General features: G+C 53.1%; 10 protein-coding genes, 1 tRNA gene and 2 pseudogenes. 5 read left to right on the forward strand and 8 right to left on the reverse strand.

Annotated elements, in window-relative coordinates; genetic code table 11:
- Position 1 precedes the first annotated feature (1 nt).
- From FHL07_RS07675 to FHL07_RS23990, 4 genes and pseudogenes are all read right to left on the reverse strand, one after another.
- Complete coding sequence (locus FHL07_RS07675) at positions 2–865, reverse strand: MurR/RpiR family transcriptional regulator (RefSeq protein WP_095002830.1); 864 nt, start codon at positions 863–865, stop codon at positions 2–4.
- 553 nt (positions 866–1,418) lie between these two features.
- The gene (locus tag FHL07_RS07680) at positions 1,419–2,309 is read right to left on the reverse strand and encodes a hypothetical protein (protein WP_095002828.1); all 891 of its coding nucleotides are present in this window, start codon (positions 2,307–2,309) and stop codon (positions 1,419–1,421) included.
- Between the two features lie 105 nt (positions 2,310–2,414).
- Positions 2,415–5,546 carry a YadA family autotransporter adhesin gene (locus tag FHL07_RS07685; protein ID WP_138738312.1) on the reverse strand — a complete coding sequence of 1,044 codons (3,132 nt, stop codon included), beginning with the start codon at positions 5,544–5,546 and terminating at the stop codon, positions 2,415–2,417.
- A gap of 254 nt (positions 5,547–5,800) precedes the next feature.
- A pseudogene (locus FHL07_RS23990) lies at positions 5,801–6,835 on the reverse strand (ESPR-type extended signal peptide-containing protein); the annotation flags it as partial.
- Positions 6,836–8,903: 2,068 nt separating this feature from the next.
- Here FHL07_RS23990 and FHL07_RS07715 point away from each other — a divergent pair.
- Both FHL07_RS07715 and FHL07_RS07720 read left to right on the forward strand, forming a co-directional pair.
- On the forward strand, positions 8,904–9,329 hold the full coding sequence (locus FHL07_RS07715) for an SRPBCC family protein (protein ID WP_095018644.1): 426 nt from the start codon (positions 8,904–8,906) through the stop codon (positions 9,327–9,329).
- A complete protein-coding gene (locus tag FHL07_RS07720; protein WP_095020708.1) occupies positions 9,326–9,754 on the forward strand; it encodes a MarR family winged helix-turn-helix transcriptional regulator in 429 nt (142 codons plus the stop codon). Before FHL07_RS07715 ends, FHL07_RS07720 begins: the two co-directional genes overlap by 4 nt.
- A gap of 575 nt (positions 9,755–10,329) precedes the next feature.
- Here FHL07_RS07720 and FHL07_RS07725 read toward each other — a convergent pair.
- Positions 10,330–10,414, reverse strand: a tRNA-Leu gene (locus FHL07_RS07725).
- A gap of 80 nt (positions 10,415–10,494) precedes the next feature.
- On the opposite strand from FHL07_RS07725, the gene FHL07_RS07730 reads away from it, so the two are divergent.
- The 3 genes from FHL07_RS07730 (at position 10,495) to FHL07_RS07740 (ending at position 13,758) form a co-directional block, all read left to right on the forward strand.
- Entirely contained in the window at positions 10,495–11,868 is a 1,374-nt protein-coding gene (locus FHL07_RS07730) for a tyrosine-type recombinase/integrase (protein ID WP_138738313.1), read from the forward strand.
- Between the two features lie 421 nt (positions 11,869–12,289).
- Complete coding sequence (locus tag FHL07_RS07735; RefSeq protein WP_138738314.1) at positions 12,290–12,583, forward strand: plasmid mobilization protein; 294 nt, start codon at positions 12,290–12,292, stop codon at positions 12,581–12,583.
- 95 nt (positions 12,584–12,678) lie between these two features.
- Positions 12,679–13,758 carry a relaxase/mobilization nuclease domain-containing protein gene (locus tag FHL07_RS07740; protein ID WP_238705517.1) on the forward strand — a complete coding sequence of 360 codons (1,080 nt, stop codon included), beginning with the start codon at positions 12,679–12,681 and terminating at the stop codon, positions 13,756–13,758.
- Positions 13,759–13,823: 65 nt separating this feature from the next.
- On the opposite strand, the gene FHL07_RS07745 is transcribed toward FHL07_RS07740, so the two are convergent.
- The 3 genes and pseudogenes from FHL07_RS07745 to FHL07_RS07755 form a co-directional block, all read right to left on the reverse strand.
- Positions 13,824–14,075, reverse strand: coding sequence for a hypothetical protein (locus FHL07_RS07745; RefSeq protein WP_138738316.1), 252 nt, complete (start codon positions 14,073–14,075; stop codon positions 13,824–13,826).
- A 1,466-nt stretch (positions 14,076–15,541) separates the two neighbouring features.
- A pseudogene (locus tag FHL07_RS07750) lies at positions 15,542–16,152 on the reverse strand (IS3 family transposase); the annotation flags it as partial.
- A 243-nt stretch (positions 16,153–16,395) separates the two neighbouring features.
- A complete protein-coding gene (locus FHL07_RS07755; protein ID WP_238705518.1) occupies positions 16,396–16,890 on the reverse strand; it encodes a helix-turn-helix domain-containing protein in 495 nt (164 codons plus the stop codon).
- Between the last annotated feature and the right edge of the window lie 195 nt (positions 16,891–17,085).

Genomic DNA, 17,085 nt, shown 5'->3' on the forward strand with positions numbered 1-17,085 from the left:
CTCAGCCTTCGAACTGGCCGAAAGCTTTTTGCAACTGACGGTTTTTGGCCAGGCGTGCATCCAGATGCTCGCCGTATTTTTCCGCGACGGCCGACACCAACAGGTTAAGCAGGCACGCCAGGGGGGCCGGTGAATCCCAGAACTGGCCAACATCGGTCTTGATCTGCAACAGATCCAGGGTCGGGTAGTCCCGGGCCCATGGGCACTGCAGATCGGTGATCAGGGCCAGTGGTAAATCGTTGTCGATGGCGGCGTCACAGAAGGTCTGGGTGACGCTGGAATAGGCGCGAAAATCGGCAATGATCGCGTAGGGGTTGGCAAAGCCGGAGTTCAGGGTTTCGGCATAGATGCCGGAAAGGCCGTCAACGTAATAGACCTTGGGGCGGATGTATTCGAGGTGGCTGTGAAACGCGGTGAGAATCCCGCGGGTGGACTGGATGCCGAGGATAAACACCGCATCGGCTTGATGAATGCGCTGCACGATACCGGCAAAAGCGTCGCTGCGGGCCAGGCCGTAAACCTGCTGGATGGCCTCGACTTCGCGGTGCATGGAGCGTTCGAGGGCATCGTCGTTGGTGTTTTCGGCGCGAAAGGCGCCGATGCGGTCGGTGATCAGCCAGGAGCCGGGTGCGTCACCGCGCAGGCTCTGCTTGACCTCATCGAGGTTCTGATAACCCAGCGAGCGCAAGAACCGGCCTACGGAAATGCCGCTGGTGCTGGCCTGCTGGGCAATGCTGTCGGCAGACTCGAACGGCAACTGCTGCGGATTGCCCAGCAAATAACTGGCGATGCGCTTACCGGTGGGGGTCAGGTTGGAGAACTCATGTTCCAGCAACTGAAGAAAACTGTTCTTTTCCGGGGACATAGGAGCACGCCAAGCATGTGATTGTTATCGGCGTGTCATTTTCTCGCCTTCTGTTAGCAACATAACATTTGTTTTCGAAACAACACAATGTCTTTTCTGCGGGTTGCGTTTTTTCAGCAATGGCGTGTTTTTAACGGTTGCAACGAGCACCCTCGGGGCTCGCCTGGCAGTCAGAGCGCGATGCCCCTTTCATGCCAGGCCATGTGGCCAAGATGGCGAGCTTGTTCAAAGGTTTTGACTTGCTGGCTTTGCCCGGCGTGCCGAGCACCGCCATGGCGATTGATGTTCGCGAGGTGTGGGTGGGTGAGAAGGACATCGTTGTGCGCCCGCGGTACTCAGTCACACCACGGCTGGAACCTCACAGATTTGCCAGCGATCAGCCTGCCAGCCTGCCAGGTGAGGGGGATGCGGGTGGGGTTGCAAATGACGGGGGTTTTTCGCCGGAGATGGTCGTCTGTTGCAGGAAATGGCCAGGCACTAACAGGCGTAATGTTGTTAGTCTGAACTGTGGGAGCTACTTTGCTCCCACAGAGGACTAAGGTTGCAGATGCGCTCAAGGTTTGACTGCTGTGGTTGTGCCCGGCAACGTTTTTAACGTTGCTACCAATGCCGGATCAAAGTACGCCACGTCCAGCCAGTAGGTTTTACCCAGCAACTGGCCAGCTCCATACCAGGGAATATGGTTGTAGCTCAGGTTCAAACCGTTGTAGTCGTACTCAAATGAATGTCCGCTGCTGGAGGTAAACTTGAAACCGGTGTCAGAGTATTCCTTCAACGTATACTGATCATTCTTGGCGTTGGTATATAACTCCTTGACCCGCTGCAAGTACCCGGGGGCAATGATTGTAAACAGGCTTTTGGCACGCTGGTTGTATTGATCCAGGGTCAAGCCTGGGGTCTGTGCCAATTGACTTGCAATAAGGGCAAATACGTCTGCATCGGACTTGGCGATTGCCAATTGTACCCGTAGGTAGGTGTTCAGTTTTTGTGGGTCTATATGCATCGTTCTCGGGTGTCTTTCCCGCGTTTGTTCGTTAACCGTTTCAACCATGAAATCGCTGGTTCTTGGCAGCACCATTGGCGAAGTTGCAATGTAGGCTGCGCATGCGGTCGCCCGGTGAGACATGTCCGGATCCACCAGCAATGATAATGGATCGCCCTTTGCTGGCGTTATGCTCAGATCGACACCCTGTTTTTTCAAGGTTTCAGCAACTTGATGCGCGGTACTTTCACCGCGAGCCATTGCGCAGACATGGTGCATCATCACATCGTTACGCTGCCCTTCGACCATGGGAACCATCCCCATGACTGCCCTCTGGATTATTGGCAGTGCCGGGAGCATTACGCCATGCGGCTCCCTGTTGGCGAAAATTTGTGGAGCGCCGTCGCAGCCTGCCATCAGCGCCAATGAGATAACCCATCCGGTTGTTTTGAGCAATGACATGGTATTCGCCCTGTTTTTTTGGATTAACGCCCCGGCACCAATGGAGCCGTGCCGGGGCGGCAGTGACGGGTGTTGACCGTCGTTGGTAACTGCTTCAGTTCATGCTCACCACTGGTAGCCCACACCGACACCGACCCCAAAATTGCCCTGGGTAGTGGTACTGGCCTGGAGCTTGGCCACCCAGTGGCCGTTATCGGAGACTCTCGACACGCCGAACGACAGCGCTCCTTGCCCACGATAGGTGGCAGCGCCCAAAGCTGTCATGCTGGCGCCAGCAACGTAAGGCTGTGGCAGGCTGGCCATGGCCATGGCCCCGGCGATCCCTGCGCTCAAGACACGGTCCTGTTTCTTCAGGTCGCTATTGAGCTGCGAGAAACGTTGGTCGGTGTAGTTGTTGGCATTGTTGGTGGTGTTCGCCGAAATGCTGTTGAGTTGATCGAAATTCACCGCATCGGTGCCCTGGGTTGCTGCCGCGACATGGGTGATCTGCCGTTCGCTGCCTGCTGCCCCTACCGAAACGCTGTTGTCGCGAGTGGCTGTCGAGTTAGCACCCAGTGCGACGCTGTTTGTAGCTGTAGCTGTAGCTGTTGCTCCGTTGCCCACCGCGACTGCTTGCTCCCCGCCGGACTTGGCACTGGTACCAATGGCCGTGCTTTTGTTGCCGGAAGCTTGCGAGCCGGCACCGCCCGCCACCGCATCGGTACCTGTGGCCGCAGGCGTGGGCAATGCACTGGTGTTATTGACCTGGAACATGCCTTCCGTTCCGTTCTTGATATTAGTGACGTCGTTAAGGACCTGTGAGACATTCCCGCCTATGTTGTTGACCGCCGTATCGGTGTACTGATTGGCCTGTGTTATGGCACCGCCAAGCTGGCTGACATTGACTGCATCGTTGGGTGCAGAACCTGCTGCTACACCGGTAATCTGGCGACTGCCCTGCGCAGTACCTACCCCGACTTCCCCCACGGATGTTTGCAATGTAGTCAGGCCCGTAGCGGTGTATCCCGCCTGTGCGCCGACGGTAGTGATCGAACCCGAGCCCAGGGCAACGCTTGATGCATGACTGGCTACAGCCCCGGCTCCCAGCGCTACTGACTGTTCACCTTGGGCCTGGGCCTGGGTACCGATGGCAACCCCGGAAGCCATCAACACCTGGCTGTTACCGCCCAATGCAATCCCGCCAGTTGCCGCCTGGCTGACCACGGCGTTGTTACCCATCCCTATACCGTTGTCAGCATTGACGACAGTTGCAGGCCCTACGGCGATGGCGTTCTGGCCTATAGCCAATGAGTCCTGCGGGTTAACAGAATTGGCGTGGAAGAACATGCTGCCGGTGGAACTGAGTGAGCCGACGGCTCCGCCCAATTGACGCAGGGTCACGGCATCCTGGGCACTGGTCCCGTCCGCCAGATTGATCAGTTGACGATATTGACCGGCTGAACCCAGCGAGAGCGCACCCAACAATGTTGCATCCGTCGTGTCGTAGGCTAAGGTGCTGCTGCCTGCCGGGATGGCGCCGCTTGCCGGTGCGATGGCACGGTCCGATACCGATCCCTGCCCCAATGCAACCCCTCCGTTTACCGATACGCTGGCCAGATTACCCAGTGCCACGCTACCCGTAGAGCTTGCCAGAGCTCCGGCACCGGCGGCGAAGGATTGAGCAGCACTGGCCTGTGCTTGAGGACCGATAGCGATGCTGTCCAGGCCTGTGGCCGCGCTGTCAGCAAGGGTTGAACTGGTGTGGAAGTACTTGATGCCTGCGCCGCTATTGAAACTGTTGATCGCGGTTGTATTGCCGGCGATATTAGTGGTGTTTGTGGTGACCTGTTGATTGGTGGCGAACAGTTGGCTGCCGTTGATGGCATCGGTACTGGTGCCGCTGATCTGACCAGCAGCCACATTGGTGATTTGCCGTTCTGCCCCGACACTGCCGACGCTGACCACGCTGCCCGGTGTGGCACCGGCAAAAGTGTAAGTGACACCGCCGATGGTTGCCCCGCTGGTGCCGACTGCTGCGGCAGTAGTGCTGTTGGCGCCGAGAGCAACGGCACCGGCGTTACTGGATGTTGCGCCGGAGCCCAGAGCCAGCCCTTGTGTTGCGCCTACAGCCACTGTGGCCGCATCACCCAGGGCAATGGAACCTGCCTCGTTGGCCTGGGAGAGATTACCCAGGGCCACGCTGCCTTGACCATTGGCGGTGTTGTCGGCGCCCATGGCGACTGCGCCGGTACCTGTTGCAGTGTTGGGATCACCGATGGCCACGGCGCCGTTACCGGTTGCGATATTGCCTGCGCCGATGGACACGGCTTTGCCCCCTGTAGCCTGTGCCGAGGTGCCGATGGCTACTGCATCTGCAGAGTTGGCTAGCGAGCCGTTACCCAGCGACACAGAACCGGCTGCGCTGGCACTTGCCCCCGAACCGGCTGCCAGGGAGTTGCCGCCGCTGGCGGTGGTGTTGGCACCGAGGGCGATATCCGAGGCATTGAGGGCCTGGGCATTTGCTCCTGCCGCTGTGGCATCCGAACCTGTCGCCGACGAGTCGGCCAGTGTTGAGTTGGTGTGGAAGTACTTGATACCTCCACCGCTGTTGAGAGTGTTGATTGCGGTTGTATTGTTGGCGATATTGGTGGTGTTGGCGGTGACCTGTTGATTGGTGGCGAACAGTTGGCTGCCGTTGATGGCATCGGTACTGGTGCCGCTGATCTGGCCAGCAGCCACATTGGTGATTTGCCGTTCTGCGCCAACGCTGCCGACACTGACCACGCTGGCGGGTGCTGCCCCGGCAAAGGTGTAAGCGACGCCGCCGATGGTTGCCCCCGTGGTGGCGACTGCCGCCGCCGTGGTGCTGTTGGCGCCGAGTGCAACGGCACCGGCGTTACTGGATGTGGCACCGTTACCCAGGGACACCGCTCCGGCTGCGGTGGCACTTGCCCCCGAACCGGCCGCCAGAGAGTTGCCGCCGCTGGCTGTAGTGTTGGCACCAAGCGCGATATCCGAGGCATTGAGGGCCTGGGCATTTGCTCCCGTCGCTGTGGCATCCACACCTGTCGCTGAGGAGTCGGCCAGTGTTGAGTTGGTGTGGAAGTACTTGATGCCTCCACCGCTATTGAGGGTGTTGATTGCGGTTGTATTGCCGGCGATATTGGTGGTGTTGGTGGTGACCTGTTGATTGGTGGCGAACAGTTGGCTGCCGTTGATGGCATCGGTACTGATGCCGCTGATCTGGCCAGCAGACACATTGGAGATTTGCCGTTCTGCGCCAAGCTGCCGACACTGACCACGCTGGCGGGTGTTGCCCCGGCAAAGGTATAAGCGACACCGCCGATGGTTGCCCCCGTGGTGGCGACTGCCGCCGCCGTGGTGCTGTTGGCGCCGAGTGCAACGGCCCCGATGTTGTTGGATGTTGCCCCTGAGCCCAGTGCCAACCCTTGGGTAGCGGCGTTGACCACAGTGGCTGCATCGCCCAGGGCAATGGAACCGGCGCTGTTGGCCTGGGAGCTATTACCCAGCGCCACGGAACCTTGGCCTGTTGCCGTATTGGCATTGCCCAGGGCCACGCTGCCCTGGCCGTTGGCGGTATTGTCGGCGCCCATGGCGACTGCGCCGGTGCCGGTTGCCGTGTTAGGGTCACCGATGGCGACAGCGCCGTTGCCGGTGGCTGTGTTGCCTGCGCCAATGGATACGGCTTTGCCGCCAGTGGCTTGCGCCGAGGTACCGATTGCGACGCTATCGTTCGAGTTAGCCAGAGAGCCGCTACCCATGGAGATTGCCCCGGTTGCGGTAGCTCTTGCGTTCGAGCCGATAGCCAGGGAGCTGGCAGCGGTTGCCTGTGAAGTGCTGCCGATAGCAATGCCGTCTTGGCCAGACGCTATCGTGCTAGCTCCCAGGGCTACGGAGGCTATACCTGAAGCAGTGCTGCTGACGCCTAAGGCCATAGAGCTTGCACCAGAGGCCCTGCTATTGAAACCAAGCGCGGTAGCGTTTATGGCTAAAGCTTGACTGGAAGTACCCACAGCTGTCGAATTTTGGCTGTTGGCAACGCTTTCAGCACCCAGGGCGGAGGCTCCCAAGTCTGAGGCATTGCTGGTTTCGCCCAATGCGACAGAGTTAGTGCCAGAAGCATTACTAGATAATCCGATAGCAACAGAGGAAGTGCCGGTAGCGACGGCAAGTCGCCCGAATGACTCAGAGCTGTCGCCTGTTGCAACGGAAGCCTCACCGATCGCAACACTTCTGTTCCTGGCAGTGGAGCCAGAGGCGGCGCTAATGGCTACGGAATAGAAGTCTACGGTCGCCGGCGCACCACCATTACCTGTTGCCGAACTGTTACTGATCACGCCTCCCGATATTGCCGTGCTGGAAAAGGCAAATGTGGGTAGCAGCCCTAATGACAGTCCAACAGTAACAATCACTAATGTTCTTATGCCCTTGCAAGGTCCGCTTTTATTTTTCTTGTGCGCAAACTCACTAGTGACTACCCAACTGCCCAAGGAGTAATTCCATACCACAGAAAAAATCTTGTTCATGATTGTTTATGGCGGGATGTACGCCAACCTCTGATGAAAGAATATGATGTGCATCAGAAACTACCGCCTTTGCATGCGGTATCTGAGTGTTGGTTAAAGACCAGGGCGCTTGTGACGAGCGGGCGGGGCTTTGTTGTGCGCAAGCCAAATGCTAGTTGCTCCGGCACAATAAGGGGTGTGCATGTTGTCCGAGGCCTCTTGAGGGGAGGTAGATGTTGCTATCAAACAGTGTTATTGGATCCGGTTTTAACAGTGCGAGCGCGTTGCTGATATTTAAGCTATAAGTCGCGCACGAAACCATGGCAGCCCAGCAGTGAGTAGGTAGTCTTGATGGCTCATATTTTTAAAGTAGTACGGCTGTAGGTTATTTCAAGTTGTGTAACTAGTGTTCGGATGTTTTTCGTGCGAGTAATGAGGTGGGCTGATTGTTTTTAAAAAGTATATGTGTAATTAAAAGGGGGGGCGTCCTGCGCTGGCATGATTGCGGTTGGGTAAGTTTTGAGTGGTTGTATGGCTGCTCAAGATATTGAAAATGATCATTTTTGTCTTATTTTTAATGGTTTTCGGTGGGCGCACGTTATGTCTCTTAATGTAAAGTCCAGACCACTTGGCTGTCGTTGTGAAGGGGCGTTTGTAGTAGAAGACGGTGAAATATCAATTCGATCTTAATGTTATGAGGTTTTAGGTATGAGTCAGCGCAGCAGGTCGGTGTTGACGATAGTTGTTATATGGTTTGTTTAATCTGATGTGTTTCTGCGTGGCTGGTGGCAGGCTAGTGGCGCCTTGTTGCAGTTTGAGTGGTCGCGCATGTGCAGTCCTGGTAATGCAATTGCTCGGCCTTGTAGTGTGGGGTCTCAGGTGATGAGGCGAGGTGTGGGGTGGTTTTTGTATGTCGGTTTTAATATGGGTGATCTTTAATTTTATGATTTTAATTTGCATTGTTGTTATGGCGGTCAGTAGTAATATAATAAATATGGCATGGCGAAAAGAACCAGAGGGCGCTGCCCGGTCACGATGTTTTTGCTGGTGTAGCCTGTGTCTGAACGAGCGGGGGATAGGTTCTGTACAGGTTGCTCATGCGCTTGTGTTGAAGTCCCTGCTGCAAGGGTAGTTGCCTTCTTTTCGATGTTTACTGACGAAGAGCATATGTGGGGGGTCGTGAGTAGCGTCAGTGCATTCAACGGCGGAGAAATGTTTCGCCTGGATGCTGTAGTTCATTGCGCAATATCGGCTGACAGCACTTTCAGTCTATTGACTATGGCCCGCTCTCATCAGGCAGCGCGGGTGTCGGCGTTGTTCTTCATGGTGCCGCTATTGGCATCGGTAATGGCGAACTAATTGCTCGATGAGGTCATGCCAGGGTTGGCATGGCGTGGCGTGGAGTGGAATGGTTGTTGCTGTGCTGGGGGTTTGGCTCGCTGAGGGAGTGACGTTGAACATGACCCGACACCAAGCAGTTCTCGATTGGTGGCAGTCAAGCGAAGACCTCGCCAACCACTCGAAACAATGAACGATGGCATAACCCGAAAAAATCGCAGCGAACAAAACAAAGGGCCTGCACGAGGAGTCTCATGCAAGCCCTTGATTTGTTTGGTGCCCGAAGCCGGAATCGAACCGGCCCGTCATTATGAACGGGGGATTTTAATTCAAAAAATTTATTTTTTAAAAACAGTAGGTTAGATCTGTGTCTGTGTATGTTTCGCAGCGAGACGGTGCCAGGACCCTGAAGGCCATTGCTTCTACGTGATCAAAAATAATTGCTGTGAAGAATGCCCGTCAAAAATCATTTGGTTGGGTTGCCTTTTTGCCGCCCCTTTGACGGATGTAAATCTCGGTCATCACGACCGTTGTATGCCCCAGCTGGCCACTGAGCCTGAGTCGTATCTCGGCGGTGTGCTTATTGTATTGCCGTTGGTGCTGACCGGTGATGAGCAGGGAGTCCAACTCTGGAGCTGAGTCCTAAGAGGATCGTGTTTGTAGCGATTTTTACCAGCCGTTGCTGGTGTGTGGTTTTATATTGTAAATGCATTTACAATTATTTTGACCCTACAGACGCAAGGCAAAGGCCATGGAAATCAAAGAGTCTATTGAAATCAGATCGACCCCCGCGCAAGTGTTCCGCTTGTATAGGGATGCGGGACGGTGGGCTGACTGGGACCCAGAAGTGAGTAGTGCCAGCTTGCCTGGCGGTCTCAAGTTGGGAGCCAAAGGTTGGCTTAAACCCAGGGTAGGGCCCAAGGCTGGCATTCAGATTGTTGAGATGACCGAAGAAAAGTCGTTTTCAGCGCAAAGCCGTTTGCCGTTATGTCGCATGGAATTCGGGCACCTGCTCACGGAAAAAGAGGGGGGCACTGTCGCAACTCACTGGGTTGAATTCTCCGGGCCATTGAGCTTTCTGTTTCGATACCTGATAGGTAGATCCATCCAGGCAGCGTTACCCAATACGATGCAGGGGCTTAAGAAGTCCAGTGAAGCCCGGGCAAGCTCCCTATGAGTGTGAGCAAGGACGGCGTCGAGGAGAACTGGAGTGGTTCTGCCTTCGCGGGGCCAAGCGACAGCCCTGGATTCAGACTCTGGCGCGACTTTTTGGACTGGCAGCGTCAACTTAATGTCCGCTTGAAGCCCTTGGGGCTTACCCAGCCACAGTTCGCTATCCTGGCTGTAAGTGGTTGGCTGACTAGAGAGGGCGAGCAGGTGACTCAGCATGGAATCGCCAGTTTTACCGGTATGGATCGCATGCATATTTCGCAAATCATATCCCGCCTGGGTAAGGACGGGCTTATTGAAAAGCAAGTGAACCCGCAAGATCATCGCGCAAATCTGGTGTCACTTAGCGAAGAGGGCCACCGACGATTGCGTGCTGCTATGCCGATTGTTGAAGGCTTCGACAGAGAGTTCTTTCTAACGCGCAACACCTGATTACCTGTCTGGAAATCAGGTGTGATAACCCCCGAGCCCGGCCTAGTGCTGGGCTTTGTGTTTGCGCAGGAGAATGACGCCCGTTTTGGCAGGAAGGCAGAGAAGGGGTAAAAAACAGAATTGCGGAGCGGTCTGAATTTTTGCAGAGCAAAAACAAAGGGCCTGCACGAAGAATCTCATGCAAGCCCTTGATTTGTTTGGTGCCCGAAGCCGGAATCGAACCGGCACGTCCTTACGAACGGGGGATTTTAAGTCATCTTACCCGTCGTCAGCATATAAAAGCAGTTGAGCGCCGAGGCCGGCTTTTGCCCGTACTTATAGGCTTTAAAACTTGTTAAAACAGTAACTTACGGACATTCTTGGCTGCATTGAAGAGCGGGTGAGAGCTGAGCTGGGCAGGCCTGGAATGGCGAAAGCTACCAGCAAAGCTCCCAAGCCAGCTCCCAAATAGCTCCCAAGCCGGCTACCAATTTTAAGGTGCTGGATACCAAATCGCAGATAGCAAAAAACACCAAGGTCTCGGTAGACGCTGGGGACAAATAGGGGTGTTTTTTATTGAGCGAAATGAAGCTAGATGGTGCCCCGAGCCGGAGTCGAACCGGCACACATTTCTGCGACGGATTTTAAGTCCGGTGTGTCTACCAATTTCACCATCGGGGCTGATGTGGCGGTAAAGCAGGAGACGATTTAACCCCAAAACAAAGTCAAAATCAATCACTTAACCAGGGAAACGACGTGTTATGGCCTTGAAAATTAATTTTACTAAGTCTGCGCTGGACGACCTGACGTGCCCGCAAGGCAAATCCGACATTTTGGTGTACGACACGGAAATCAAAGGTCTGGCGATCAGGCTCACCAAAGCAGGCGGTAAAACTTTTTTTGTGGTGCGCAAAATCAAGGGGCGAGACCACAGGATTAAGCTGGGTGCTTTTGACAAACGCACTACAAAAATTCCGATGATTCGCGACGAAGCCCTGTCGGTGTACACGAACCTGGAGGCGATGCTGGAGGAAAAAACCACGAAAGACTTGCAAGACGAAGTGACTGTCGAGAGCGCATTCGAAGACATGCTGATCGCAAAAGCGAAGCTCACTGAATGCACCATTGACGACTATCGCAAGACTTTTAAAAATCACATTGCTCCAAATCTGTCCGGCAGGCCTTTGCGCACAATAGCCGCTAAAGATGTGACCGCCCTGCACGCAAAGGTGACTAAACCGGTGCCAAAAAAGGATGGGACACTTGGCGCGCCACGGGAGCGGACGGCTAACAAGACATTATCCCTGCTCGGCTCGATCTTTTCGTTTGCCATAGCCTTTTACGATAACGGCTCAAAAAGGCTGGTTGAATACAACCCAGTTGACATCATGACTACGCTAAAAATCTGGCACGAAAATAAGCGATCAAAGATACGCATAAATCCTAGTGAGCTTGGGAGGTTTATTGCAGAGTGCCTAGCTCTTGCTGATCAGCAGCCGATGCGAGATGTGCCAACATCTTTTAAAACCGTTTCAGCCGCTGTCCTCTTTATGCTTTTTAGCGGAGTGCGGCCAGGGGAGATTGCAAAAATTCGCAAGACGGATATACACCACCAGACTAGATCAATCATCTTTTCGGCGCGGACAAAACTCAACGAAATTGACTCCCTAAAAAACGGAGAGGAATTTCACTTGGTACTAAGTGACAGTGCGTATTGCCAACTCCTTTATGCAATGAAGCACTCAATCAGCGAATACGTCTTCTCCGGAGTTTCTCAAGAAAAAATCAGCGAATCTAGCGTCAGGGATTTTCTGATTAGAGTTCAGGAAAAGGTTGGCACAAGCCTACCACGGAAAATTATGCGGGCTAGTTTTATTTCGACAGCTCAAAAAGCTCGTATTGGTCAGTATTATACTAAGGTTCTATCTAACCATGGGGGTAAGGGACGATCCGTGGATGTGACGGATGGGTATAAAACCGATTATCTCTCGGAAATCAGGAGCGCAATTACACTTGTGGAAAGCGATATTCATACAATGTCTAAAATTGGAAAAGATGTTGTTTGCCGAGGATTGCTGGAAACTTTGGCCCCGCTCGATCAAAAAGCAATGAATCAGCTGGTAGTACACTCCTAAAGATGACCATCTAGACCATCTAGACCATCTAGACCATCTAGACCATCTAGACCATCTAGACCATCTAGACCAACTTAGTCACACGCTGGATTGTTCCGCGCGCTCAGTTGCTAAATCGCTCTGCCATACTGTGAATCCGCACTCACCTACAGCGAAATCACTCTTATATAGTGCGAGGTAGCCAATACTCGCACTACCATACTGCGATTTCACATTCACCCATAGCGAACATTCATGCAGCCGAAAATACATCACTATATTTTCGAAAATACTTCCACCTACTATAACTCCACCGGCACAGTAGTCTTGTATCAGTAGATAGCCAGTTGTGTCTATGTCAGACAAGTACAGACTACTCACTCCACTTCGGGGGTTGCGTTGATAAAAGCTAACCAATAAAAACAATGACAGGTAAGCCGAGATGAAAGTTATTGAGAAGCAAAAGAAAGACGCTAGGATCACGATCCGGTTCAGCAAGTCTGAGTTGGAGTCCCTTTATAGCAAAATGGTCGATGCTGGTTATAAGTCCGCAGGAGCATTCATTCGCGACTTCGTGGTCAATAACAATACCAAACCAAAAGTTAGCGCTGACGTGGTTCAGATCGCCCGCGAGCTGATGAACTTAGCATCCATGATAAACGATGAGCGCACTAACATCGAACTCATAGAAAAGGTTAAGCACATCGCCAATATCAATGTTGGGGGTGTTGCATGATTGGCAAAATCTTTCCTAAGTCCTCGGGCTCTTTCAAAAAAAGGATTCGGTACATTTTCGGTTGCACTAAGCACGACCACCAGATCGACGGAATCATGACTATCGACTCCAACTGCATTTCGTCCGACCCACTCCCCTCGCTGTTAGCAGGGAGTGAAGATGCCATCTTGGAAATGGTGAGAGAGTTCGACCAGGTTGAGATCCTACGCCGCATGTCTATCGACTCCGACAGACCTATCAAGCCCGTCTTTCACGCGATGATGTCACTCCGCCCTGGTGAATCCCTAACACCTGCACAGTGGCGCACTGCAGTACGAAAGTACATATCCGACCTGGACTTCACAGAGGCCTGCAAGTACGTCGCGGTGATGCACCGTGATAAAGATCATGAGCACGTCCACATCGTCGCAAACCGCATCTCGCTAGCTGAAGGGTTTCCGATGGTGAAGGACAGCGACGAGCGCTCGATCAGCATGGACTCTGTGTCAGAGATTGAAGACCGCTTAGGGCTACGCAAAGCGCCAAGACCATCGGAAACCTGGGGAGCTGCACTCACTCACGCAGAGGTCAAAGCATCAATCCGTGACGGTGAACTACCGATCAAGCACAGGATGATTGCCAAAATCGCCGGAGCTATCGAGCACATCAAGCTCATCGATGGCGACATGTTCGACCTCGTAGCTGCGCTGAGAAAGCAGAAGGTCTACATACACCTGACGCTCAACGACGAAGGCCAACCTAAAGGCATCTCATACGAATACGACGGCAAACACATCAGTGGCCGCCAACTAAAGCGTTCCAGATTGACTTGGCAGAAAATCACGAAACAAGAAGGTATCAGTTATGATCCCGAAACCATTCACGAGCTTCAGGAAGAAATTTCTCGAAGAGATCAAGATGAACACCAAAGATCTGAGCGACTCCGGTATTTCTACCTCGTATTCCAGGCCGGCGCGCGAAGAATCCCAATCAAAGTCAAAAGCGCAAACTGGCGCCTCGACCGGGACACCCGATTGATCCTGGAAGCCTTGGAGGCCTTGCTTGGCATCGATCTGACCTTCAAAGGCGCCAACAATAGGCCATCAAAGTACTACATTGAATTCACCCCCGGCCAACCCCTGGTTCTACCAGCCCGAAAACAACAGGAGTATGAGTTTGATCCACAGCCTGCATAACGCGAGCTTCGTGGTCATTGATGGCGTACCTGGCCTATGCATCGCTGGATACGTCTTCAGCATGCCTAACGGCGATGACTACATCCAAACGCAACCAATCCAAGATCTAGGAAAGCGTTGGTGAGCTTTTTGTTGAAGACAAAGCTGGCAGCACGCACCAGACCGCCGACTTTAAGTACGACGATGCTAGGTGTCAGGATTGCAGGGGCTTCGATCATGTCGTAGTGCGTGACATCGACTGGTTCGAAAGACGATTTCTTCCATTGAGCCGCAGATCCCGCAGCGTAGAAACTCTCAAAAAAAATGTCTTGGATCATGGTGAGCCGGCCAGCACCGTTAGTTGGCGCGCTGATGTCGACAGCAGTAAACTGATTTTTTCGACTTTTTGAGCAGGCCAGTAGAGTTGCTCGACACCACCTACGCTCCATTTCACCCGTTTCGGGGCTTCGGCTTTTATCTGGCCACCTTTAGCTGCCTTGATTTGATCATGGCTCTGTGAGTTGGCATGGCTTATTTTGATACAGCCTTTTTATCGTCACTTTGCGTAGGCTACCCAAGCAAGGATCATGCCCATTCAAGCGCTTATTGGACAAGCTCATGATCGCTTTCGCCCGCTTTCCGCGACGTAGCCTCCCGACGAAAATCTAGCTCGATCGTCCAAGTGCCCGCGGCCTCAACAATTTTGGTCGCGCTAATGTTTATGGGTACAGCGCTGTCCGTGAACGTCTAGACAGGTCACCTTCCTAGTCCCAGCGTTTAGGGTGGTAGAGTCTGGGTATTTGATTGACGCTATTTAGGCCAGTTTTTGCCGCAGATCATGAGGGGAGGCTGAGGAGGCGGTGACGAAAAAAACGGTCGATGGTGGCGAATCAATCCTGAACTGCGGCCTTCATTAAGTGTGTCCGGCTGAATCTGGAATGGATGGCAGGATGTACTGGACTAGCTGACCCGATGGCCGTGAGAACGATATTGAAACTCAGCCTGAAACTGACGTGCAGTAGAGCAGAGTGGAGCAACCAGCTGATACGCTAATCGATTGTCCCGGGGCAGAGGGCACCGCTACATCTGTTCAACATAGGTTCGCCAGTGAGGCTGTTCTCAAACCAGGCATTTTGATGGTGTGCCGATTACCAATATCTAGACGTAATTATCCCAAAAATTACCGCTTTGATTTGAGATCAAAAGATAAGCTAGCCGGCCTGCGGCCGAATAAGCGATTCTCTGAAGTCCAGGCCACGTACAAGTTTTAGGAGAAGCACAATGAAGATGAAAGTTGATTTTCTATAATTTATGCAGTTTTATATTGAAGTACGTTCAGAGAGAGGATGGTTTGTTTTTTAAGTATTTTAAGAACAGCTAAAAAAGTTGTCAAGACCTCAAAATGATATAATTCTAATTCTAATTTGACAGTATTGTGGATTTTTAGTGATCTACCGAGCAGTAGATGTGATATTGGCTGATTATTGAATTGTAACAGGGTGCGTTTCGCATGATATTGATTTGATATGAAGTCCTTAATGAGGATTAAGGCATGATGCAATGATAGGGTTTTTGACGAAGAATCCTGTATTTCTATTTCAGGCAAGGAGAGCCAGCGGTATCGTGCTCCCCCGTGAGTATTCAATTTATGCATGGCGAGTGGAGGATGTCGCGCACAATCTTAACCCCCGGGTAAGCGCTGCCGGAATGCTTTTTGATAACTCGCCATGATTAAGTTATGAGGTTGACTATGTCTGGGGTTGAATCAGCACTCATCTTGACGGTTTGAATCGCCCCGGGTTCTTTAGACCCCCTGCAAGTTCATTGCGTAACGCTTTTCAAACTCTACCGGTGACAGCTGGTTGTTGAAACCATGGAGGCGTTTTACGTTGTAGACATCTCGATGTAATCGAACATATCACTACGTGCATCTTCCCGCGTGGTGTAGATTTTCCGCTTGATCCGTTCCCGCTTTAGAAGCTGGAAAAAGCTCTCGGCCACGGCGTTGTCATGACAGTTGCCTCGGCGACTCATGCTGGCAACCAAATTGTTCGCTTTTAAAAAACTGCGCCAATCCGAGCTGCTGTACTGGCTGCCTTGGATGGAGTGAACCATCACCCCGTGTTTCGGTTTACGCCTCCAAATCGCCATCAATAACGCATCAATTGCCAAATCACCGGTCATCTGCGACTTCATTCACCAGCCAACGACCTGACGAGAAAACAGATCCAGCACCACAGCCAAATACAGCCAGCCCTCATACGTACGGATGTCGGTGACCCAAACTTTGTTGGGTTCTCTGGCATCGAACTGGCGCCTCAGCAAATTGGGTGCGGCGACCGCTGGCTTACCGCCGTACTTTCCAGGACTACGTCGATACCCTGTCTAAGAACGCAGCCCTTCAAGACGCATAAGCAGTGAGCGATAGCCGGTTCTGATTCACACGCGGAGGTGCGAAAGTGGCAGCCGCCCTTGGGCACAGTGTTACTAGTTTTCCGTGCATGCGCGGCGGGAGGCTTGGGGGATGGGATGTCGCATCCCGACAGATGCCCCTTGGTGAGCATGCGTGAGACCTCATCGAGTAGAACCCAACAGTGCTGCCCAAGAGTGGCCGGCTGTGGAAGCCACCGCTAGAGCTAGGCCGCGAGGTACTTAGACTCATTGACTGGCGGCGGATCCAGAATCTGAATGCCAAATTTTATGAACGGTTGAAGCAGCCATCCCTAACTTTAAAGATGTCTGCTTCTGCGTCATTCCTTCAGCTTTGCAGGCAAGCACAGCCTGAATTCTCTCTACCGGCATCGGTCGCTTGCCGGCTTTGCCTGTTACTAAACCACCGCCTTCGAAATGGCTCGGTAAACCAGAGAGAACCCCTAGCGCTTCAAGCTTTTTCATCTCTGCCAGCAGACGGGCATTGAACGAAGTGAGAGATTCTTGACGCTCGTAAATGGATGCCATCGCCAATAAAGCAATGGGGTCGACTTCCAGTCGCGCGCTGATGCGCTCGAGCATGTCGAGTGTGATGTTGGTCTTGGCGTGCTCGACATTGTGCAAATGCCGCGCTTCCACTGCGCCACCTAGTTGCTCTTGAGACAGACCTCGAGCGGTTCTGATCGAGCGAAGGATCGCCGCCAGCGTTGATCGCGAAGGCATGGGTGCTTCCCGTAAAGGGAAGGATAAGGCCACATTGAACAATTCCTATCCATGCAATATAGTGCGCAATTGTGAATTTAAGGCGAGTAGCTACCACCGCACTGCACTGGCGCCGATGGTTGGGCTCCGTCGTCAGCAGCGGTTTAGTCCAGATTTGTCAATTTAAAGGAATTATCGCTGAGGTTGGTTGCTTGC

This window comes from Pseudomonas sp. FSL W7-0098 (assembly GCF_005930585.1).
Lineage (GTDB): Bacteria > Pseudomonadota > Gammaproteobacteria > Pseudomonadales > Pseudomonadaceae > Aquipseudomonas > Aquipseudomonas bubulae.

Coding starts and splice junctions, on each gene's coding strand:
- FHL07_RS07675 (WP_095002830.1), bottom strand. CDS start 865: ATGTCCCCGGAAAAGAACAGTTTTCTTCAGTTGCTGGAACATGAGTTC.
- FHL07_RS07680 (WP_095002828.1), bottom strand. CDS start 2,309: ATGTCATTGCTCAAAACAACCGGATGGGTTATCTCATTGGCGCTGATG.
- FHL07_RS07715 (WP_095018644.1), top strand. CDS start 8,904: ATGGAAATCAAAGAGTCTATTGAAATCAGATCGACCCCCGCGCAAGTG.
- FHL07_RS07720 (WP_095020708.1), top strand. CDS start 9,326: ATGAGTGTGAGCAAGGACGGCGTCGAGGAGAACTGGAGTGGTTCTGCC.
- FHL07_RS07730 (WP_138738313.1), top strand. CDS start 10,495: ATGGCCTTGAAAATTAATTTTACTAAGTCTGCGCTGGACGACCTGACG.
- FHL07_RS07735 (WP_138738314.1), top strand. CDS start 12,290: ATGAAAGTTATTGAGAAGCAAAAGAAAGACGCTAGGATCACGATCCGG.
- FHL07_RS07740 (WP_238705517.1), top strand. CDS start 12,679: ATGACTATCGACTCCAACTGCATTTCGTCCGACCCACTCCCCTCGCTG.
- FHL07_RS07745 (WP_138738316.1), bottom strand. CDS start 14,075: ATGATCCAAGACATTTTTTTTGAGAGTTTCTACGCTGCGGGATCTGCG.
- FHL07_RS07755 (WP_238705518.1), bottom strand. CDS start 16,890: ATGCCTTCGCGATCAACGCTGGCGGCGATCCTTCGCTCGATCAGAACC.